Here is a 21,080-nt window from a genome sequence, read left to right on the forward strand (position 1 = left end):
GAACGATGACCACCGCCCGCTCGCCCCGCTGGCTGCGCTGGCCGACGCCCGGCGCCCGCCTCGGCTACGGCGCCGACTACAACCCGGAACAGTGGCCGCGCGAGGTGTGGCAGGAGGACGTCCGGCTGATGCGGGAGGCCGGCGTCAACATCGTCTCGCTCGCCATCTTCTCCTGGGCCCGCCTCCAACCCGGCCCGGACACCTGGGACTTCGGCTGGCTGGACGAGGTGATGGACCTGCTGCACGAGCACGGAGTCGCCGTCGACCTGGCCACCGCGACCGCCTCCCCGCCGCCCTGGCTGACCGCCGCCCACCCCGAGGTGCTGCCGGTCACCAGGACCGGGGAGACGCTGTGGCCCGGCGCCCGCCAGCACTGGCGGCCCACCTCCCCGGTCTTCAGGGAGCACGCGCTGCGGCTGGTCACCGCGCTCGCCGAGCGCTACGCCGACCACCCGGCGCTGGCGGCCTGGCACATCAACAACGAGCTCGGCTGCCACAACATCTACGACTACTCGGACGACGCCGCGGTGGCCTTCCGCGCCTGGCTGCGCGGCCGCTACCGCACCGTGGACGAGCTCAACCACGCCTGGGGCACGGCCTTCTGGTCGCAGCGCTACACCGACTGGGAGCAGGTGCTGCCGCCCAGGCTCGCGGCCTCGCACCCCAACCCCACCCAGCAGCTGGACTTCAAGCGGTTCTCCTCGGACGCGCTCAAGGAGCACCTGCGGGCCGAGCGCGCGGTGTTGCGCCGGTTCACCCCGGAGGTGCCGGTGACCACCAACTTCATGGTGATGGGCGAGACCAAGGGGATGAACTACGCCGACTGGGCCGGCGAGGTCGACTTCGTCTCCAACGACCACTACGTGCACCCGGGGCCGCAGGGCCTCGACGAGCTGTCCTTCTCCGCCAACCTGGTCGGCAACCTGGCCGGCGGCCACCCGTGGTTCCTGATGGAGCACTCCACGAGCGCCGTCAACTGGCAGCCGGTCAACCGGGCCAAGCGGCGCGGGGAGCTGGCCCGCGACTCGCTGCTGCACCTGGCCCACGGGGCCGACGCCGTCTGCTACTTCCAGTGGCGGCAGTCGGCGGCCGGCGCCGAGAAGTACCACTCGGCGATGGTGCCGCACGCGGGCAGCGACAGCGCGGTCTTCCGCGCCGTGACCGAACTCGGCCGGGTGCTGCGCGAGGACCTGGCCCCGGTCGCGGGGTCCGGGCGTCGACCGGCCAGGGCCGCGATCCTCTTCGACTGGGAGTCGTGGTGGGCCAGCGAACAGGACTCGCACCCGACGGAGTTGCTGCGTTACCGGCAGGAGGCCCTGGACTGGTACTCGGCGTTCCTCGCCCTCGGCGTGCGGGTCGACGTGGTGCCCACCGGCACCCCGTTGGACCGCTACGAGCTGGTGGTGGCGCCGGTGCTGCACGTGCTGCCGGCCGAACTGGCCAAGGAGCTCACGGGGTACGCCGAGGCCGGCGGGCACCTCGTCACCACCTACTTCTCCGGCGTGGTCGACGAGAACGAACACGCCTGGCTCGGCGGCTACCCGGGCCCGCTGCGGGAGCTGCTCGGTATCCGCATCGAGGAGTTCGGGCCGCTGTTCGACGGCGAGTCGGTCGAGCTCGACGACGGCACCACCGGCACGCTGTGGACGGACGAGATCACCGTCACCGACGAGGCGGCCGTCGAGGTGCTCGCCGGGTACCGCACGGGACCGCAGGCCGGCCGTCCGGCCATCACCCGCCGGGCCGTGCCGGGCGGCGGCTCGGCCGCGTACGTCTCCACCCGGCTCGGTGCCGCCGGCCTGACGGGGGTGCTCGGGCGGCTGCTCGCCGCGGCCGGCGTCACCGGCGAGCTGCCCGACGCGGCGCGCGGCGAGGTCGAGCTGACGATCCGTCAGCAGGACGGCGTCGACTACTGGTTCCTGATCAACCGCACCGATCACGAGGTCGAACTCCCGGGTGTGACGGGCGAGCCGCTGACCGGCTCCCTCCCCCTGGCACCCCGGGGCGTGACCGTTCTTCGGCGGTAGGGCGGTCGCGACCGGTGGCGCGGCTCCGCGCCACCGTCCACCCAACGAAGGGACGTTCAACGGTGAATAGACCCGTCAGAGCCCGGCGGCTGATCTGCTGCCTCGGCGCCTCCGTACTGACCATGAGCGGCCTTGCCGCCGGCCAGGCCAGCGCCGGCCAGGCCACCGCCGGCCAGGCCAGCGCGGCCGACCGCGTCACCATCCGCCCCAACCCCTCCTACCAGGGCGACGAGTTCGAGGGCTGGGGCACCAGCCTGGTCTGGTTCGCCAACGCCACGGGCGACTACCCCGACGAGGTCAGGGAGGAGCTGGCCGACCTCGTCTTCGGCGAGGACGGGCTCAACCTCAACATCGCCCGCTACAACGTGGGCGGCGGCAACGCCCCGGACGTCACCGACTACCTGAGGGCTGGTGGCGCCGTCGAGGGCTGGTGGCGGGCGCCCGAGGGCACCACCCGGGAGGACGTCGACTGGTGGTCGGCCGACGACCCGGCCGACTGGAACCCGGACGCCGACGCCACCCAACGGTGGTGGGTGGACCGGATCAAGGACGACATCGACCACTGGGAGGCGTTCAGCAACTCGCCGCCCTGGTTCATGACGGTCAGCGGCTACGTCTCGGGCGGCTTCGACTCCAGCGCGGACCAGCTGCGCACGGACTCGGTGGACGATTTCGCCGCCTACCTGGTGGGCGCGGTCGACCGGTTGGAGCGGGCGCACGACATCGAGGTCGACACCGTCGATCCCTTCAACGAGCCCAACACCCCGTACTGGGGAACGCGGTTGGGCGAGGACGGCGAGCCGGTCGGCGGGCGGCAGGAGGGCGCCCACATGGGCCCGGAGCTCCAGCAGCAGGTGATCCGGGCGCTGGCCGAGGAGTTGGACTCCCGCGGCACCCGCACCGACGCCGTGATCGCCGCGATGGACGAGACCAACCCCGGGACCTTCGCCCGCAACTGGGCGGCCTACCCGAGCGAGGTCCGGGACCTGGTCGAGCAGTTGAACGTGCACACCTACGGCACCGGCTCCCGCACCACCGTGCGCGACCTGGCCAAGGCGGCCGAGACGCCGCTGTGGATGAGCGAGGTCGAGGGCGACTGGGGCGACGGGCAGGACTTCGAGTCCATGCGGCCCGGCCTCGGCCTGGCCCGGCACATGGTCGACGACCTCCGGGAACTCGAACCGAGCGCCTGGGTGTTCTGGCAGCCGGTGGAGGACTACGACAACATGCGGCCGGGCGGCGAGTCACCCAGGGGCGGCAACTGGGGCAGCATCCAGCTGTCGTTCAGCTGCACCGAGGACGACACCCTGGAGACCTGCCCGATCTACACCAACCAGAAGTTCAACACCGCGCGGAACTTCACCCACTACATCGAACCCGGCGACCACCTCGTGCAGGTGGACGACCCGTCCAGCACGGCCGCCGTCTCCGCCGACGGCCGTGGCGCGACCGTGGTGCACGTCAACGACGGCGACGTGGCGCGTGAGGTCACACTCGACCTGTCCGCGTTCGCCCGGGTCGCCCGGGGCGCCACGGTGACCCCCGTGGTGACCAGCGCGGACGGCGCGCTCGTCGAGCAGGACCCGATCCGGGTCACCGACGCGGCGGCCAGCTACACGGTGCCCGCCGGCTCCGTCACCACCTTCGTCGTGGACGGGGTCTCCGGCGTCGCCAGGGACGCCGCCGCGTTCCAGCCGGGCCACGAGTACCGGTTGGGCGGGGTGCAGAGCGGAAAGGCGCTGACCGTCTCGGACGACGGCGCCGGCGTGGTGATCCGCACCGCGGACGCCTCGCGCGAGGACCAGCTCTGGCGCGTCGAGCGGCGCGGCGAGCGGTACGTGCTGACGAGCGCGGTCGACGGCCGGCGGCTCGCGGAGCGGGACGGCGCGCCGGTCCTGGAGCGGGACCGGGGGCGGCCCGACCGGGCGGCCCAGTGGATCGCGTCCTCGACCGGCGACGGCACCTGGACGTTCGTCAACGCGGCCAGCGGCAACCTGCTGGAGGTCGGCGGCCAGGCCACGGCGGACAACTCGCCGGTTACCACCTGGCCGCCCAACTCGGGCGCCAACCAGCGCTGGGCGGTGAGCGAATGAGCCGCCGGCCGTAGCCGGCAGGGCATGGGGGAGCACTCCGAGGGGTGAGAGGGGCGAGCGGGGCGCACGCGGCGGCGTGCGCCTCCGTTTCGCCCCTTCGGGTGGTAATGGGTGCGATGCGATTTTCCAACGAGACGGCCGGGGAGCCAGCAGTCTGAGAGAACCGGCAGACGTCGACGGAGGGTGGCGGCATCGCATGGAGACGCGCGCGGATTCGAGCAGGGAAGCCGGTGGGGCGCTCGCTCCCGAGCCACCGGCCGGGGGAGGGGCCGCGGGGGAGGAGTTCGGAGTCCCGAAGGTCCTGGCGCTGGCGGCCGGCGGCACCATCGCCCGCGCGCTGGCCGTGGCGGCCCGGCTCGGCATCGCCGACCGGCTCGCCGCCGGGCCACTGCCCGCGGGCGAGCTCGCCAAGCGGACCGAGAGCCACCCGGAGGCGCTCGACATGCTCCTCGGCACCCTGGTGCTCGCCGGCGTCCTGGGGCGGGAGGCGGACGGCGCCTACCGGCTCACCGAGGACTCCGAGGTCCTGCGCTCCGACCACCCCGACTCCCTGCGGAACACCGTGATGCTGATCGCGGAGACCTACGACGACGCGTTCCGCGCCCTGTCGACCACCGTCAGGACGGGCGAGTCCGCCTTCCCCGAGGTCTTCGGCCGACCGCTCTACGAGCACCTGGCGGCCAGCCCGGAGGAGGAGCGCGTCTTCGACGCCTCGATGGCCGAGCTGTGCCGCCCGGTCGCGGACCAGCTCGCCTCGCTCTACGACTTCTCCGGCGTCCGCACCGTGGTCGACGTCGGCGGCGGGGACGGCACCATGCTCGGCCGCGTCCTCGACGCGCACCCGACACTGCGCGGGGTGTGCGTGGACCGGCCGAGCGTCTGCGAGCGCGCGCGCCGCGGCCCGCACCCGGCCGGCGACCGGATCTCGTTCGAACCGGCCGACATCTTCACCGAGATCCCGGCCGGCGCCGACCGCTATCTGATCAAGAACGTGCTGCACGACTGGCCCATGGAGCGGCAGGTCCGCGCGCTGACCGTGATCCGCCGCGCCATGGCGGGGAACGCGGCGGCCAGGCTGCTGGTCGTCGAGCCCATGCTGGAGGCGGAGCTCGCCGCCCCGCACGTGCTGGCCCAGATGGTGATCTGCGAGTCGGGCACCCGCGGCATCGCGGAGGCCGACATGCGCCGGCTGCTCGCCGCCGCCGGCTTCACGCCGCTCTCCGTCCTCCCGCTCACCGGCGGCCACCAGCTCTTCGAGTGCGCCCCGGCCCAGGCCGCGGAGTCGGCGACCGGCTGACCGTTCTCTGCCGCGGCCATGCCATCGTTGCCCCGGGGAGCACCGCCGGCATTCCGAGGAGGGCGACGTGGCAGCGGCAGTGGACGCGATACCGGACGACTATCTGGACGGCTACGCGGAGATCCTCGCCGAGGTCTCCGCGACCGGCCGCCGGCTCACCAGGGACGAGCTGCGCGCGCGCCGCGCGCTCGGCGAGCGCGCGGCGCGCGAGGGACTGGCGCTGCGCGAACTGGTGCGCGTCCACCTGGCCGCCACCCGCGCGCTGTGGCCCGAACTGCCCGGGGTGGCGGGGGCGTTCGGTGTCCGTCAGGTCGGGCTGACCGCCGAGGGCGTGCTGGCCGCCGTCGAGCAGGCGGTCGACGCGCTGGCCGAGGGCTTCGAGCGGGCGCAGCTGCTCGCGGTGCGGCGGGACGAGGCGGCGCGCCGCGAGTTCATCGACGACCTGCTGCACGGCAGGGGAGAGCCGGGCAGCATCTCCGCCCGGGCCGAACGCTACGGGCTGCGGCTCGCGCACACCCACGCGGTCGCGGTGGCGGAGGCGGCCGGCTCCTTCGACGAGGTCCACGCGGTCACCAGACGGGTCGACGACGCGCTGGTCGGCCGGTTCGGCATCCGCGAGGTGCTGCTGACCACCAAGGACGGGCGCCTGGTCTGCATCGCGCCGGGACACCGCCCGGAGATCCTCGAGTACTTCGCCGACCGGATGCTGGCCGTCGGCGCGGGGGAGGAACGGCCGCGAACGGCGCTCGGCCGGCCGCACTCGGGTGCCCGGGGGGTGATGCGCTCCTACGAGGAGGCGCTGAGCGCCCTCGAACTCGCCGACCGGGCCCTGATCGACGGCGCGGTGCTGCGCGCCGCGGAACTGTTGGTGTTCCCGGTGCTCACCAGGGACCGGGAGGCGATGGCCGACCTGGTGAGCACGGTGCTCGGGCCGCTCGCCGCCGCCAGGGGCGGCGCGGAACCGCTGGTCCGCACCCTCGACGTCTACTTCGGCGCCGGCTGCGTGGCCGCCGAGGCCGCCCGCCGGCTCTCCCTGAGCGTCCGTGCCCTGACCTACCGCCTCGAGCGCATCCACGCCCTGACGGGCTCCGACCCGGCCGATCCGTTCCAGCGCTACACGCTGCAGACCGCCGTGATCGGAGCCCGCCTCCTCGACTGGCCGGCCCGGGACTTCTGACGGCGCGACCACGCGGCCACCCCCGGCCCGACGCCGCCGCGCAGGGAGCGGCGTGTGCGGCCCCGGTGGCCGTCAGGCCTCCTGGGTGACCTCGACGCGCTCGGCCGCCAGGCCGAGCCCGTCGCGCGGCCCCGCCGCCCCGTCCGCCTCGCCCCCCGCAGGGGACATCGCAGGGGACACCGCGGGGGATCCGCTCCTGGCCGCCAGGCCGGACAGCAGTGACGCGACGTCCACCCCCGTGGTCGAGGCGAGCAGCTCCATGCCCTGCGCCACGTTGTCCGCCACGGCGCGCGGCAGCCGGCCCGCGCCGTCGGTGGATATCACGGTCATCCTGTCGATCGCGGACAGCGGCTCGGCCGCCTTGGCCACCACCTGCGGCAGCACCTCGACCAGCATCTGCAGCATCGCCGCGTCCCCGTACCCGGCGAAGGCCTCGGCCTTGCGCCGCATCGCCTCGGCCTCCGAGGCGCCGACGGCGGCGATCGCCGCGGCCTGGGCCCGGCCCTCCAACTGGTGTGCCTCGGCCAGCGCCGCGCGGCGCTGCTTCTCGCCCTCACCGGTCAGCCTGGCCCGCTCCGCCTCGGCCCGCGCCGCGGCCACCTCGGCCACCCGCCGGGCCTCGGCCTCCTGCTCGGCCCGGTAACGCTGGGCGTCCGCCGGCTTGCGCACCTCGGTGTCCAGCTGTCGGTCGGTCAACTCGGCCTGCCTGACGGCCACCTTCTCCTGCTCCGCCAGCACCTCCTGACGCCTGGCCGCCTCGGCCAGCGGCCCCGCCGCGTTGGCCCTGGCGGCGGCCGCCTCGGTCTCCACCTTGATCTCGGCCTGCCGCAGGTAGAGCGTGCGCTGGGCGATCGCTATCTCCTCCTCGGCCCGCAGCCGCGCCTGTTCCGCGGTGCGCCGCGCCTCGGCCTCGGCGATGTCCGCGTCCTGCCTGGCCCGGGCGGCCTCGGGCCGACCGAGGTCGGCCAGGTAGCTGCCCTCGGCCGCGATGTCCTGGATCTGGAAGGTGTCGAGCACCAGGCCCTGCCCCGAGAGACTGGCCTCGGCCTCCTCCGCGACCTGCGCGGCGAACGCGCCCCGGTCCCTGATGACCTCCTCCACCGACATCCGGCCCACGATCGCGCGCAGCGCGCCGGACAGCACCTCCTGCGTGAACGGCACCACGCCCTCCTGCTGGCGCAGGAACCGCTGGGCGGCCGAGCGGATGGCGGTCTCGTTGCCGCCGACCTTGACGATGGCCACGCCGTCCAGGTCCACCTTCACCCCGCGCAGGGTGACCGCGCCGCGCACCGCCACCGGTATGTGCCGGCTCGACAGGTCCATCACGTGCCGGTGCTGCACCAATGGCACCACGAACACCCCGGAGCCGACCACGACCTTCTGGCCGCCGGCGCCGCGCGAGACCCGCCCGGTGATGACGAACGCCTCGCTCGGCCCGGCCACCTTGTAGCGCGAGACCACCAACAGGCCGAGCAGCAGCAGGAGGACGACCACCCCCACGACGGAGATGACGACAGTACTCATGTGAGCCTCTTCTCTTCAGGACCCCTCCGGATCCCCTCGGGACTCGCCCGGATCGACCGCGGCCGGTGGCGCCCCCGCGCCCCCGCCGCCGGGCGGGTGGCGCACGCACCCCCTGTGCGCCACCCGCCCACCTTCCCCCCTGTTCCCCCGCCGTGGGTCGGTCAGCGCTCGACCGAGCGCACCTCGACCGAGGTCGGTGACAGGACGTCCACCACCCACACCTCGGCGCCCGCCGGCATGGCCAGCCGGCTGCGCGCCGCGTACTTGGTGCGCAGCCCCGCGACGTCCAGCAGGACCTCGCCGTATCCCCCGTCGGGTATGGGCGTGATCACGGCCCCCGCGACCCCCACCAGATCCACGCCTCGCGGCGCCGCGTCCGGCTGTCGGTCCATCAGCGCCCGGCTCAGCCGCAGCACCCCCCAGGCCGTGCCGGCCCCCGCCGCCGCCCCCACCGCGGCGGCGGGCGCCGGGCCCCTGCCGGTCGCCTCCTGGGCGATGGCGCCCACGAAGCCCAGCATGGCGACGAAGGCGGTGACGGCCGGCAGCGAAAGCCACCCGTCGGCACCGGCGAACCCGTCGAACAGCCCGTCGAGCACGCCGTCCAGGACGATGACCAGCCCCAGCAGCAGCAATCCCCCGATGCCGAGAAGCAGAAACCACCCCATCACCGCTCACCTCCCCCGCAGGCCCGTCTTCGGCCTGTGGAGGGGATAGTGCCATGAGGGTGTGACAGAACACACTGCCGGATGTCGGCAATCTTAACGCGTTCTTAATGCCGGTTCCCGAACGGCCGTCTCGAACAGGGAAGTTGGCGGGGCAGGCGACGAGGGGGCGCGCCGGGGTGCCGGCGGGCGCCTGACGAAAGTCAGGGTGACGCCTGACCAAGGTCGACTTACGGCGGTCCCGTCAGCGTGGTCTGCTGAGCACCAGCACGCTGTTGTGCCCCCCGAAGCCGAAGGAGTTGGTCATGGCGACGTTCATCTCGACGGGCCGTGGACGGCCGGTCACGATGTCGAGTTCGGCGTCCGGTTCCTGGCGGTCGAGGTTGGCGGTCGGCGGCACCTGTTGGCGCTCCAGCGCCAGCACGGTGAGCGCCGCCTCGATCGCGCCGGAGGCTCCCAGGGCGTGCCCGAGGACGCTCTTGGGCGCGGTCACCGGCGGGCCCCCGCCGCCGAACACCCGCCGCAGGGCCAGCGCCTCCCCCCGGTCGCCCGGCGGGGTCGAGGTGCCGTGAGCGCTCACGTATCCGATGTCGCCCGGCTCCCGCCCGGCGTCGGCCAGTGCGGTGCGGATGGTGCGCTCGGCGCCCTTCCCCTCGGGGAGCGGGGCCACCGGGTGATGGGCGTCGCTGGTGGCGGCGTGGCCGAGCAGCAGGGCCCGCACCCGGGCCCCGCGCCGGCGGGCGTGGTCCTGGCGTTCCAGCACCAGCAGGCCCGCGCCCTCCGAGAGCACGAAGCCGTCGCGCTCCAGGTCGAAGGGGCGGCAGGCGGCGGCCGGGTCGTCGGTTCTGCGGGAGAGCGCCTGGAGTTGGGCGAAGCAGGTCGCGGTCATCCTGCTCCGGCCCGACTCCGCGCCGCCGGCCAGCACGATGTCGCAGGTGCCGGCCGCCAGCAGGGCGCGGGCGACGCCGAGCGCGGTGGAGCCGGAGGCGCAGGCGCTGGAGACGGTGAAGCTCGGCCCGTGGGCCCCGAGGTCCATGGCCACCTCGCCGGCCACCATGTTGGGCACGCTGCGGGTGAGCGCGATGGGCGAGACGTGGGTGGGGCGGCCCTCGTTGAGCCTGGCGAACTCCCTGGGGTAGGTCTCCAGGCTGTTGCTGCCGGTGCCGAGGACCACGCCGACGCGGTCGGCGGCCCAGGCGGTCGGGTCCAGGCCGGCGTCCGCGACGGCCTGGCGGGCGGCGGTCAGGCCGAGCTGGGTGAAGCGGTCGAGGCGGCGGGCCAGCTTGCGGCCGTGGACGGCGTCCGGGTCGAAGTCGTCGACCCGGCAGGAGAAGTCGACGGGCAGCCCGGCCAGTTCGGGGTCGTGGCGGGCGAGGCCGCGGCCCTCGCACAGGGTCGCCCAGGTGGCCTCGGCGGTGAGGCCGGCGGGAGTGATCATCCCGATGCCCGTGATGGCCGCCTCAGTGTCGGGTGTCCGCATGGGCCGCCGCCTCCATCCGCTCGTAGAGCTCCCGGAAGCGCTCGGCCGTGGTCCGCAGCGTGTCGAGGTGGCGGCCGAGCCGGTCGCGGGCCGCCTCGCCGGCCGGGCCGAGGCCGCTGCGGGTCATCACCCGCAGCGAGCGGAGCAGCGGGAGCACCACGTGCTCGCGGTGGACGCCCAGGTGGTAGATGCCGGCCGAGGCGATCCGCAGGGCGCGCTGCTGGAAGCCGGGGATGGCGGTGCCCGGCATCTGGAAGCCGCAGACGACGTCGGCCAGGGCGACGGTGGCCGCGTCGGGGGCCAGTTCCAGCGCGTCCGCGAAGAGGTCCCGGTAGAAGAGCATGTGCAGGTTCTCGTCGGCCGCGATCCGGGAGGCGAGCAGCTTGCCGGCCGGGTCGCCGCAGGCCGCGCCGGCGTTGCGGTGGGCCTCGCGGGTGGCCAGCTCCTGGACGGTGACATAGGCGATCGCGTGCAGCACGGTGGGCTGGTCGCTGGAGTAGCCCTCGGCGACCTGCCGCATCCGGCACCGTTCGAGCTCGACCGGGTCGACGGCGCGGGTGGCGTGCAGGTAGGCGCGCAGCGCGTCGGCGTGCCGGCCCTCCTCGGCGGTCCAGCGGTGCACCCAGGTGCCCCAGGCGCCGTCCCGGCCGAAGCGGGTGGCGATCTCGAAGTGGTAGCTGGGCAGGTTGTCCTCGGTGAGGAGGTTGACGAGCAACGCGTCCCGGACGGCGGGCGGCAGCGGGGACTGCTCGGGCCGCCAGGGTTCGCCGCCGAGCGGGCCGTCGAAGTCGCGGCCCGCGCTCCACGGCACGTAGGAGTGCGGCATCCAGGTCTGGGCCGTGTTCAGGTGGCGGTCGAGCAGCCGGGCGACGGAGGGTTCGAGCGGGGTGAGGATGTCGCGAGCATGGTGAGGTGAGGGGCTGGTCATCGAGGTGGGGCTTTCGGAAGGGGCTGGTCGGCTGGCACGAGCAGCCGCGGTGGATGGCCGGCCGCGGCCGGGTCGCGGTTCGCGACCGCCGGCTCGGCGGCAACCGAGGGGCTGCGGCGGGTGATCCCCGTGACGGCAGCCGGGAGGTGCTCCGGCGCCGCCCGCAACCGGTCGGCGGACCCGGGCTCTTCGATGACGGCCCGGGCCAGGTGATGGGGGGTGGAACCGGGGCCCGGCCGTGGGCGCCGCGGGGGGGGCGGGGGGGCGCTCGGTCGGCCACGGCCGGGCCGGGCGGCGGGCGATCGGCGGCCGGCGGGTGGTCGGCGGCGGCCGGGGGCGGACCGTGTCACGCGCATCGCAGCAGTAACGCGGCGCTCTGGCCGCCCAGCGCGGAGGAGACGGTGAGTGCGCCGAGCCCGCCGGGCACGTGGCGCGGGGCCTTGGCGACCACGTCCAGGTCGAAGGCCGGGTCGAGCCGGTCCAGGTTGGCGGTCGGCGGGATCAGCCGCTCGCGCAGCGCCAGCACGGTGAGGGCCGCCTCGATGGCGCCCGAGCCGGCGCCGGCGTGCCCGAGGGCGCCCTTCGGCGCGGTCACCGGCGGTCGGTGGGGCAGCGCGCGGGCGAGCCAGCCCGCCTCGGCCGCGTCGTTGGCCACGGTCGCCGCGCCGTGGGCGTTGACGTGGCCGACGTCCGCCGGCTGCCAGCCGGCATCGGCCAGGGCGGCCTCGGTCGCCCGCCGGCCGCCGGCGCCCTCCGGGTCGGGGGAGGTGGGGTGGTGGGCCTCGCCCGCCGCCCCGCAGCCGGCGAGCCAGGCCAGCACCGGGGCCAGCCGGGCGCGCGCGTGGCTGGGGCGCTCCAGCACCAGCACGGCGGCGCCCTCGGCGACCACGAGGCCGTCGCGGTCCGCGTCGAACGGCCGGGAGGCGGCGGCCGGGTCCCCGGTGCGCCGGGAGAGGGTGCCGAGCTGGGCGAAGCCGGCGACGGTCAGCGGGTGGCGAAGCGATTCAGCACCGCCGACCACCGCCACGTCCAGTTCGCCCGAGCCCAGCAGGTCCCGGGCGATCCGGGCGGCGAGCAGGGGAGAGGCGCAGCCGGCCACCGTGGCGAAGGCGGGCCCGGTCGCCCCGAGGTCGAGGGCGATCTCGCCGGCGCAGGCGCTGGGCAGTGCCCTGGGCAGCGCGGTGGGGGAGATCGTCTCGGGCCGGCCGGCGAGCAGCCGCTGGTGTGCCTCGACCACTCCGGCCAGGCTCGACCCGCCGGAGCCCATCAGCACCCCGACCCGCGCGGGGTCGAGGTCGCCGGGGGCCAGGCCGGCCATGGCCATCGCCTCGCGGGCGGCCACCACGCCGAGCTGGGTGACGCGGTCGAGGCGCCTGGCGAGCCGGCGGCCGAGCAGGGCGTCGCCGTCGAAGCCCGGCACCGGGCAGGAGATGTCGACGGGCAGCCCGGCGAGCGCCTCGTCCCGCCCGGCCGTGGCTCGGCCGGCGCACACCGTCACCCAGGTCGCGGGGGCCCCGACGCCGCCCGGGGTGACGAGACCGACCCCGGTCACGGCGATCTCGCGGCCCACTACACGCCCGCCGTGGCGGTGGCGTATCGTTCCGCCGCCGCGTGGAGCGGGGTGTCCAGGTCGATGTCGTCGACCAGCCGGCCGGTGCGCTCGGTGACGATCACGGCCAGCTCGGTCAGCGAGAGCGAGTCGAGCTCGAGCGCGCGGAAGGTGGCCTCGGGGCGCACGGAGTCGGCCTCGATGCCGAACTCCTCGATCAGCAGCGTCGCCAGCATCTGGTACATCGGCACTCCTCACGGCCGCTCGGTTCCCCGTTACGGATGGCTAACGGGTCCATCGGCGGCGGTGGTTACGTGGGGGCCGACGGTTCAGCCGAACGGGTAAGGGCGGCCTGAGGCGTGTTGTCAGGTGGCGGCGGGGGCGCCGGCGCCGGGACGCTCCTCGGCTCCAGCCTTCGCACCGGCCTCCGCACCGATCTCCGCCCCGGACTCCGTCCCGGTCGGCTCGGTGTCCAGCGAGGACTGCAGGCGCACGCTGGCCAGCCGCATGTGCTCGGTCATCGCGCGGTCGGCGGCCTCCGGGTCGCGCTGCCGGATGGCCTCCAGGATGGTGCCGTGCTCGTGGAGGGTGCCGGCGATGGTGCCCTCGATGTCGCCGGCGCGCTCCATCCACACCTGCAGCAGCGCGCGGATGCTGTGCAGGATGTCGTTGAGCACGGTGTTGCGGGCGATGTTCGCCGTCTCCAGGTGGAAGGCGATGTCGGCCTCGATGAACGCCGTGACGTCCCCGCCGGCCTCGCGCATCCGCTCCAGGTGCCCGCTGAGCCGGGTGACGTCCGCCTCGTCGGCGCGCTCGGCGGCGAGCCGGGCCGACATCCGCTCCATGAAGGCGCGCACCTCGACCAGGTCCTGGGTGCGGCGCTGCCCGAGCATGAGCCCCCAGTTGATGGCGCGGGGCAGGAACTCGGAGGTGTTGGCCCGCACATAGGAGCCCGAGCCCGGCTTGATCTCGATGATGCCGAGCACGTCGAGCGCCGAGAGCGCCCCCCGCACGCTGGAGCGCGCCACCCCCAGCGCCTCCGCGAGCTGGCGCTCGGCGGGGAGCCGGGTTCCCGGTCTGAGGTTCCCCTCGGTGAGGTGGTCGAGGAGGCGCTTGGCCACCTCGCTCACGGACGACTCACGCACGACGGGCCGCAGGAGCGAGACCAGGTCCGTCGTGGCGTCCGGTTGATCGGTTGGGGCAGTCACCCGTCAAGTACATCAGACGGCGGGTGAAGCACGTCACGGGCCGTCACGCCACTCGAACGGCCCGGTAGCGCAACCGGACATATAGCCTGAAAGAAGCACGAAAGATTTTGGTAAATTGGTTACCAATCCCTTTGGTAAATTGGTAACCACTGTTAACGTGAGCGTCCCCGACCCCGCCCGGTGTGGAGCGGCCCGCTCGCCGCCCACGCCCCCTCCGGGCGGTGGCACCACTCGGACAAAGCTGTCCGATGCACCAAGGAGTGACCGTATGGGAGCCGCTGCACAGCCCCAGGACGCCAGCGTCATAGAGAGATCAGCCATCCGGAAGATCTCGATCCGGCTGGTCCCCTTCGTGGCCCTGATGTTCTTCGTGAACTATCTGGACAGGACCGCCGTCTCCTTCGCCGAGCCCAACGGCATGGGCGAGGACCTCGCGCTCACCGCGGCCCAGTTCGGCTTCGCGTCCGGCGTCTTCTTCATCGGCTACATCGCGCTCGAAGTGCCGAGCAACATGGCCCTGCACCGGTTCGGCGCCCGCCGCTGGCTCGCCCGGATCATGGTGACCTGGGGCATCGTCTCCCTGCTCTTCACCTGGGTGCAGAGCAGCGAGCAGCTCTACGTGCTGCGCTTCATCCTCGGCATCGCCGAGGCCGGCTTCTTCCCCGGCGCCATCCTCTACCTGAGCCAGTGGGTCCCGACCCGGCACCGCACCAAGATCCTCGCGCTGTTCTACCTGGCCCAGCCGCTGACCACCGTCATCGGCGCCCCGCTCGCCGGCCTGCTGATCGAGCGCCACGGCCTGTTCGGCCTGGAGGGCTGGCGCGTGATGTTCCTCGGCGTCTCGCTGCCGGCGATCATCCTCGGCGTCGTCGCCTGGTTCTACCTGATCGACCGCCCGGCCCACGCCAAGTGGCTCACCCAGCAGGAGAAGGACTGGCTGGAGGGCGAGCTCGCCGCGGAGAACGCGGGCAAGGCCGGCGCCGACGAGGCCCAGTCCCACGGCCGTGAGGCCCTGAAGACCGCGTTCACCAGCGCCCGCGTCTGGACGCTCTCGCTGATCTACTTCGGCTTCATCTACGGCCTCTACGCCCTCGCCTTCTTCCTGCCGACGATCATCAACGGCTTCCAGGAGGAGTTCGACACCAGCTTCAGCGTCATGGACAAGGCGCTGATCACCGCCATCCCGTACCTGCCGGCCGCGGTCGTCCTCTTCTTCTGGTCCCGGCACGCCTCCCGGAACGGCACCAAGGTCTGGCACATCGCGGGCCCGGCGATCGTCGGCGGTCTCTCCATCCCCGTCGCCCTCTACATGGACTCGCCCGCCGCCACCGTGGCCGTGATCACCGTCACCGCCTGCTCGATCTTCGCCGCGCTGCCGGTGTTCTGGTCGGTGCCGTCCCGGTTCCTCACCGGCGCCGCCGCGGCCGCGGGCATCGCCCTGATCAACACCATGGGCAACGTCGCCGGCTTCGCCGCCGGCTACGTCACCGGCTGGCTGAAGGACTTCAGCGGCGGCTACCACCTGCCGCTGTTCCTGGTCGGCGGCCTCATGATCCTGTCCGGTCTGCTGATGGTCTGGCTCTCCCGCCGTCCCGGCGACGAGGCCACCCACCTGGACGACCCCGCCCCATCCGCCGCACCCCTCGCCGAGGCCCATCGATGACCCAGCTCTTCAACGACCCCGCCGCCTTCGCCGACGAGGCCCTCGAAGGCTTCGTCGCCGCCCACCGGCGGTGGGTACGACCGGTCCCGGGCGGCGTGGTGCGCGCCGCCGCCCGGGTCCCGGGCCAGGTCGCCGTCGTCGTCGGCGGCGGCAGCGGCCACTACCCGGCCTTCTCGGGCCTGGTCGGCCAGGGCCTGGCCCACGGCGCCGCCGTCGGCAACGTCTTCGCCTCCCCCTCGGCCCGCCAGGTCAGGCAGGTGGCGAAGGCGGCCGAGGCCGGCGGCGGGGTGCTCCTGACCTTCGGCAACTACGCCGGCGACGTCCTGCACTTCGGGCAGGCCGCCGACCAGCTGCGCGCCGAGGGCGTCGACGTCCGGGTGCTGCCGGTCACCGACGACGTGTCCAGCGCGAGCCCCGAGGAGGCGCACAAGCGCCGCGGGGTCGCCGGCGACCTGGCCGTCTTCAAGGTCGCCGGCGCCGCCGCCGAACGCGGACTCCCCCTGGACGAGGTCACCCGCCTCGCCGAGCTCGCCAACGCCCGCACCCGCTCCTTCGGCGTCGCCCTCAGCGGCTGCACCCTGCCGGGCGCCGACGAGCCGCTGTTCACCGTCGATCCTGGCCGGCTCGCGCTCGGCCTCGGCATCCACGGCGAGCCGGGCATGGGCGAGCGGGACGTGCCGAGCGCCGACGAGACCGCCGAGCTGCTGGTCGGGACGCTGCTCGCCGAGCTGCCGCCCGGCGTCGATGGGACGGCGGGGCAGCGTGCCGCCGTGATCCTCAACGGGCTCGGCGCCGTCAAGTACGAGGAGCTGTTCGTCGTCTACCGCAGGGTCGCCGAGCTGCTCGGCGAGGCCGGCGTCGAGATCGTCGACCCCGAGGTCGGCGAGCTGGTCACCAGCTTCGACATGGCGGGCGTCTCGCTCACCCTCTGCTGGCTCACCGACGAGCTCGAACCGCTGTGGACCGCGCCCGCCGACGCCCCCGCGTACCGCAAGGGCTCCGTCGCCGCGCCCGCCGCCGCGACCCCGGCCGACGACGAGCCGGCGGCCGCCGCCGAACAGGACGCCCTGCCCGCGGCCGACGACGACAGCCGCCGCGCCGCCCGCCGGGTCCTCGCCGCGCTGGCCGCCGTCCGCGCCACCGTCGACGAGCACGTGGACGAGCTCGGCCGGATCGACGCCGTCGCCGGCGACGGCGACCACGGCATCGGCATGCGGCGCGGCTCGCACGCCGCCCACGAGGCCGCGGCCGACGCCGTCGCCCGCGGCGCGGGCGCCGCCACCACCCTCGACCTGGCCGCCGCCGCCTGGGCGGACCGGGCCGGCGGCACCTCCGGCGCCCTGTGGGGCGTCATCCTCGGCTCGATCGGCTCCGCGCTCGGCGACACCGGGCGCCCCACCCCCGAGGCCGTCGCCTCCGGAGTGGCCGGGGCCGCCGCCGGCGTCCAGCGCCTCGGCAAGGCCGAGGTCGGCGACAAGACCATGGTCGACGCCCTGGTCCCGTTCGCCGACGCCCTCGGCGAGGCCGTCGCCACCGGCGCGCCGCTGGCCACCGCCTGGGACACCGCCGCCAGCGCCGCCGAGGCCGCGGCCGCCGCCACCGCCGAGCTGCTGCCCCGGATGGGCCGCGCCCGACCGCACGCCGAGAAGAGCCTGGGCACCCCCGACGCCGGCGCCCACTCCCTCGCCCTGATCACCCGCGCCGTACAACGCACCCTCGCTGACAAGGAAGTTGACTGACGATGAGCGAGACCCCCGACAAACTGCGGATAGTCGTCGGCGCCGACGACGCCGGCTTCGCCTACAAGGAGGCCCTGAAGAAGGACCTGGAGGCCAGCGACCTGGTCGCCTCCGTCACCGACGTCGGCGTCGACGCGGACGGCCACACCGCCTACCCCACCATCGCCATCGCCGCCGCCGAACTCGTCGCCGCCGGCAAGGCCGACCGCGCCCTGCTGGTCTGCGGCACCGGCCTCGGCGTCGCCATCAGCGCCAACAAGGTCAAGGGCATCAGGGCCGTCACCGCGCACGACTCGTTCTCCGTCGAGCGCGCCATCCTCTCCAACAACGCGCAGGTCCTCACCTTCGGCCAGCGCGTCATCGGCCTCGAACTCGCCCGCCGGCTCGCCGCCGAGTGGCTCACCTACCGCTTCGACGAGACCTCCGCCTCGGCCGGCAAGGTCCAGGTCCTCAGCGACTACGAGAACAGCTGCGCCGGAGCCGTCTGATGCGCACCGCGCCCGCCGTCACCATCGGGATCAGTCTGAAGATGTACCTCGGGCATCACCAGACCCTCAACTGGTCCCGTCGGATAGCCGCGATCGCCGGACGGCACCCCGCCGTCACCACCGGCCTCGCCGAGCTGTTCGTGCTCCCCTCCTTCCCCGCGCTCGTGCCGGTCGCCTCCATCGTCGCCGGCTCCGGCGTCCGGGTCGGCGCCCAGGACCTGGCGGCCGAGGACGCGGGCCCCTACACCGGCGAGGTCAGCGGCGCGCACCTGAAGGAGATCGGCTGCGACTACGCCGAGGTCGGCCACGCCGAACGGCGGCGGCTCTTCGGCGAGGGCGACACGGTGGTCGCCGCCAAGACGGCGGCCGCCCTGCGCAACGGCCTCACCCCGGTGCTCTGCGTCGGCGAACTCAACCAGACCTCGCGGGACGACGCCGCGGCCCGCACCGTCGCCGAGCTGGAACGCCTGCTGTACGGACTGACCGGCCCCGTCGTCGTCGCCTACGAGCCGCAGTGGGCGATCGGCGCCCCCAGGCCCGCCTCCACCGAGCACATCCGCACCGTCTGCGCGGCCCTGTCCGACTGGCTCGCCGGCCGGGCCGAGTTCGCCGGCGGCCGGGTCATCTACGGCGGCAGCGCCGGCCCCGGCCTCCTCGGCGACCTCGGCACGGACGCCGGCGGCCTCTTCCTCGGCCGGTTCGCCCACGACCCGGCCGCCGTCGAGACCATCCTCGACGAGGCGCTCGCCCTGCACGGCGCCGCGGCGGAGGGGGCGAGCGTCTGATGGCCTACGGACTGAGCACCTACGCCTTCTTCTGGCGCGTCTCGTCGCGCGCCCCGCGCCCGCTGACCGTCCTGGAGATGCTGGAACAGACCCGCGAACTCGGCGGCCAGGTCTTCCAGATCTGCGACCACCCGCCGATCGAGACGCTCGACGACGCGGCGCTCGCCGAGATCCGCCGCTACGCCGAGTCCGCCGGCATCACCCTCGAACTCGGCACCCGTGGCGTGCGCCCCGAGCACCTGCGGCGCTACCTCGACCTCGCGGACCGCCTCGGCGCCAGGTTCGTCCGCTCCATGCTCAACACCGTCGACCACCGGCCGACCGTCGCCGAGGCCACCGCGCTGCTGCGCGAGGCCGTCGCCGAGTACGCGGCGCGCGGCGTCACGTTGGGCCTCGAGACATACGAACAGGTGTCGACCGACGACCTGTTGGCCGTGGTGCGCGGCGTCGACAGCCCGCACCTCGGGGTGGTGCTCGACCCGGGCAACAGCGTCGCCCGTCTGGAGCGGCCCGTCGACGTCGTCGACGCCACCGCCCCCCACGTGGTCAACATCCACGTCAAGGACTTCGCGTTCACCCGCCGCGACGGCTGGGTCGGCTTCACCTACGCCGGCTGCCGCCTCGGCGAGGGACTCCTCGACTACCGCCACCTCGTCGACACGGTGCGGCCGGCGGAGCGGGGGATCAACCAGATCGTGGAGCACTGGCTTCCCTGGCAGGACGGCTTCGAGGAGACCGCCAGGCTCGAGGCCGACTGGACCGAACACAGCATCGAAACCCTCCTGAACGAGAACCTCCTGAGGAGCAACTGATGGCTACCGAAGCCACGACCGCCACCGTCGCGGTCATCGGCGCCGCCGGCAAGATGGGCCAGCGCGTCTCGAACAACCTGGTCAAGAGCGACTTCACCACCCTCTTCAGCGAGAACTCGCCCAAGGGGCAGGAGCTGCTGCGCGAGCTCGGCCGCGAACTCACCGAGGGCACCGAGGCGGCCGCCCAGGCCGACGTCGTGATCCTCGCCGTGCCGGACGTGGTGCTCGGCACCGTCTCCGAGACGCTGGTCCCGCTGATGAAGCCCGGCGCGATCCTCCTCACCCTCGACCCGGCCGCCGCCTACGCGGGCCTGCTGGCCCGCCGCGACGACATCCACAACGCGGTCGCGCACCCCTGCCACCCGTCGGTCTTCCTGGAGCGCACCACCAAGGAGGAGTACGCGGACACCTTCGGCGGCATCGCCGCCCCCCAGGAGGTCGTCGCCTCCTTCGAGGGCACGGACGAGTCCGCCAAGGCGCTGGCCGAATCCGTCATCCGCACCATGTACGCGCCCGTCGTCGACGTGCACTGGGTGACGGTCAAGCAGCTCGCGGTGCTGGAGCCGACCCTCGTCGAGACCATCGCCTGCATGGTCGGCGCGCTGCTGACCGAGGCGCTGCACGAGACCGTCCACACGGTGGGCGTCCCGGAGAAGGCCGCCCGCGCGATGCTTCTCGGCCACACCCAGGTGGCGCTGGCCAACACCCTCAAGGGCGACAACCCGTTCTCGGACGCCTGCCTGATCGCCATGGACTACGGCCGCGAGTCGATCGTCCGCGACGACTGGAAGAAGGTCTTCGACGACGCCGAACTCGACAAGGTCATCACGCGGATGCTCCGCATCAAGGAGATCAAGCGGTAACGCTGGGCGCTGGCCTTGGCCACGCCCCGGCCGGGTCCGGGCCGCTGCGCGGCCCGGACCCGGCCGGCGCTGCGCGCCGGGGCCGTGCCAGCCATCCGGAGCACCTCGGCGCTGCGCGCCGGAGCCGACGGGCCGGCCCTGCCGCCGTCGTCTCCGAGGCGACGCGTCCGGGCGGCTTCGCCGCAGGCTCCGGCGCTCCGCGCGGTGCCGGCCGCCGGGCATCCCGGCGTTGCGGGCCGGGGCGCTGGACCGGGCGTTTCGTCGTCGTGGCCGTTGAGACGGCGCCGGCCGGGGCCGTGCCAGCCGTCGGGAACACCGCGGCGCCGGGCGGTGCCCTCGGTGCTCCGTACCGGTTGCGGGCGGTGCCTGCGGCGGACAGCCGCCGTCGAGGCGGCGTCCGCGTCGCACGCACGGCCGTGCTGCTCGGCGGGCAGCGCCGCGGGCTTGAACGCTCCGCGCCGTGCCGGCCGCCCGGCATCCGGCCTTCCGGCGGCGTCGCCGTCGAGGCGGCACTTGGCCGGCACAGCCGTGCCGGCCGTCCCGGGTGCGGGCGGCGTCCGCCGCGCAGCCCGTCGCACACACCGCCGTGCCGCTCGGCGCTCCGCGCCACGGGCTTGGGCACCCCGTGCCGGTCGGGCTTCCGGCGCCGTCGAGGCGGCGCCAGCCGGGCGGCTGCGCCGCAGGCGCTGGCGCCCGGCGTTTTGCGGCGTCTTGCGGCGCCCTGCGCCGCCGGCGCCCCGCGCCGGGGCGTTTCGCGCGGAGCGCGGGGGAGAGGGCGGGTGGGT

At 74.2% G+C, this 21,080-nt stretch carries 17 protein-coding genes; 10 read left to right on the forward strand and 7 right to left on the reverse strand.

Annotated features, from left to right (window positions below; all coding sequences use genetic code 11):
* Positions 1–5 precede the first annotated feature (5 nt).
* The 4 genes from RNC47_RS27170 to RNC47_RS27185 all read left to right on the forward strand — a co-directional run bounded on the left by RNC47_RS27170 (position 6) and on the right by RNC47_RS27185 (position 6,594).
* Positions 6–2,027 (forward strand): beta-galactosidase, encoded by a 2,022-nt coding sequence (locus tag RNC47_RS27170; protein WP_311602404.1) that lies wholly within the window; start codon positions 6–8, stop codon positions 2,025–2,027.
* A 62-nt stretch (positions 2,028–2,089) separates the two neighbouring features.
* Positions 2,090–4,120, forward strand: a complete 2,031-nt coding sequence (locus tag RNC47_RS27175; RefSeq protein WP_311602406.1) for a glycoside hydrolase — start codon at positions 2,090–2,092, stop codon at positions 4,118–4,120.
* Between the two features lie 196 nt (positions 4,121–4,316).
* A complete protein-coding gene (locus RNC47_RS27180) occupies positions 4,317–5,417 on the forward strand; it encodes a methyltransferase (protein WP_311602408.1) in 1,101 nt (366 codons plus the stop codon).
* A 67-nt stretch (positions 5,418–5,484) separates the two neighbouring features.
* Positions 5,485–6,594, forward strand: a complete 1,110-nt coding sequence (locus tag RNC47_RS27185; protein WP_311602409.1) for a PucR family transcriptional regulator — start codon at positions 5,485–5,487, stop codon at positions 6,592–6,594.
* Positions 6,595–6,666: 72 nt separating this feature from the next.
* Here RNC47_RS27185 and RNC47_RS27190 read toward each other — a convergent pair whose 3' ends face one another.
* The 7 genes from RNC47_RS27190 to RNC47_RS27220 all read right to left on the reverse strand — a co-directional run bounded on the left by RNC47_RS27190 (position 6,667) and on the right by RNC47_RS27220 (position 13,945).
* Positions 6,667–8,118 (reverse strand): flotillin family protein, encoded by a 1,452-nt coding sequence (locus RNC47_RS27190; RefSeq protein ID WP_311602410.1) that lies wholly within the window; start codon positions 8,116–8,118, stop codon positions 6,667–6,669.
* Positions 8,119–8,279: 161 nt separating this feature from the next.
* The gene (locus tag RNC47_RS27195; protein ID WP_311602411.1) at positions 8,280–8,783 is read right to left on the reverse strand and encodes a hypothetical protein; all 504 of its coding nucleotides are present in this window, start codon (positions 8,781–8,783) and stop codon (positions 8,280–8,282) included.
* Positions 8,784–9,024: 241 nt separating this feature from the next.
* A complete protein-coding gene (locus tag RNC47_RS27200; RefSeq protein WP_311602412.1) occupies positions 9,025–10,260 on the reverse strand; it encodes a beta-ketoacyl-[acyl-carrier-protein] synthase family protein in 1,236 nt (411 codons plus the stop codon).
* Positions 10,241–11,188 carry an acyl-ACP desaturase gene (locus RNC47_RS27205; RefSeq protein WP_311602413.1) on the reverse strand — a complete coding sequence of 316 codons (948 nt, stop codon included), beginning with the start codon at positions 11,186–11,188 and terminating at the stop codon, positions 10,241–10,243. The genes RNC47_RS27200 and RNC47_RS27205 overlap by 20 nt, the downstream gene beginning before the upstream one ends.
* Positions 11,189–11,534: 346 nt before the next feature.
* Positions 11,535–12,740: a beta-ketoacyl-[acyl-carrier-protein] synthase family protein gene (locus RNC47_RS27210; RefSeq protein WP_311602415.1), complete on the reverse strand. Its 1,206-nt coding sequence runs from the start codon at positions 12,738–12,740 to the stop codon at positions 11,535–11,537.
* Positions 12,741–12,757: 17 nt separating this feature from the next.
* Entirely contained in the window at positions 12,758–12,982 is a 225-nt protein-coding gene (locus RNC47_RS27215; protein ID WP_311602416.1) for a phosphopantetheine-binding protein, read from the reverse strand.
* Between the two features lie 120 nt (positions 12,983–13,102).
* Complete coding sequence (locus tag RNC47_RS27220) at positions 13,103–13,945, reverse strand: FadR/GntR family transcriptional regulator (RefSeq protein WP_311602418.1); 843 nt, start codon at positions 13,943–13,945, stop codon at positions 13,103–13,105.
* A gap of 268 nt (positions 13,946–14,213) precedes the next feature.
* On the opposite strand from RNC47_RS27220, the gene RNC47_RS27225 reads away from it, so the two are divergent.
* The 6 genes from RNC47_RS27225 to RNC47_RS27250 are packed head-to-tail and all read left to right on the forward strand — an operon-like array spanning position 14,214 to position 20,295.
* On the forward strand, positions 14,214–15,608 hold the full coding sequence (locus tag RNC47_RS27225; protein ID WP_311602420.1) for an MFS transporter: 1,395 nt from the start codon (positions 14,214–14,216) through the stop codon (positions 15,606–15,608).
* On the forward strand, positions 15,605–17,347 hold the full coding sequence (locus RNC47_RS27230) for a dihydroxyacetone kinase family protein (protein ID WP_311602421.1): 1,743 nt from the start codon (positions 15,605–15,607) through the stop codon (positions 17,345–17,347). The genes RNC47_RS27225 and RNC47_RS27230 overlap by 4 nt, the downstream gene beginning before the upstream one ends.
* 2 nt (positions 17,348–17,349) lie before the next feature.
* Complete coding sequence (locus tag RNC47_RS27235) at positions 17,350–17,835, forward strand: ribose-5-phosphate isomerase (protein ID WP_311602422.1); 486 nt, start codon at positions 17,350–17,352, stop codon at positions 17,833–17,835.
* The gene (locus RNC47_RS27240) at positions 17,835–18,620 is read left to right on the forward strand and encodes a triose-phosphate isomerase family protein (protein WP_311602423.1); all 786 of its coding nucleotides are present in this window, start codon (positions 17,835–17,837) and stop codon (positions 18,618–18,620) included. Before RNC47_RS27235 ends, RNC47_RS27240 begins: the two co-directional genes overlap by 1 nt.
* Entirely contained in the window at positions 18,620–19,432 is an 813-nt protein-coding gene (locus RNC47_RS27245) for a sugar phosphate isomerase/epimerase family protein (protein WP_311602424.1), read from the forward strand. The genes RNC47_RS27240 and RNC47_RS27245 overlap by 1 nt, the downstream gene beginning before the upstream one ends.
* Positions 19,432–20,295: a phosphogluconate dehydrogenase C-terminal domain-containing protein gene (locus RNC47_RS27250; protein WP_311602425.1), complete on the forward strand. Its 864-nt coding sequence runs from the start codon at positions 19,432–19,434 to the stop codon at positions 20,293–20,295. The genes RNC47_RS27245 and RNC47_RS27250 overlap by 1 nt, the downstream gene beginning before the upstream one ends.
* Positions 20,296–21,080: the final 785 nt, after the last annotated feature.

The organism is Streptomyces millisiae (genome assembly GCF_031845425.1).
In the GTDB taxonomy this organism is placed as follows: Bacteria; Actinomycetota; Actinomycetes; order Streptomycetales; family Streptomycetaceae; genus Streptomyces; species Streptomyces millisiae.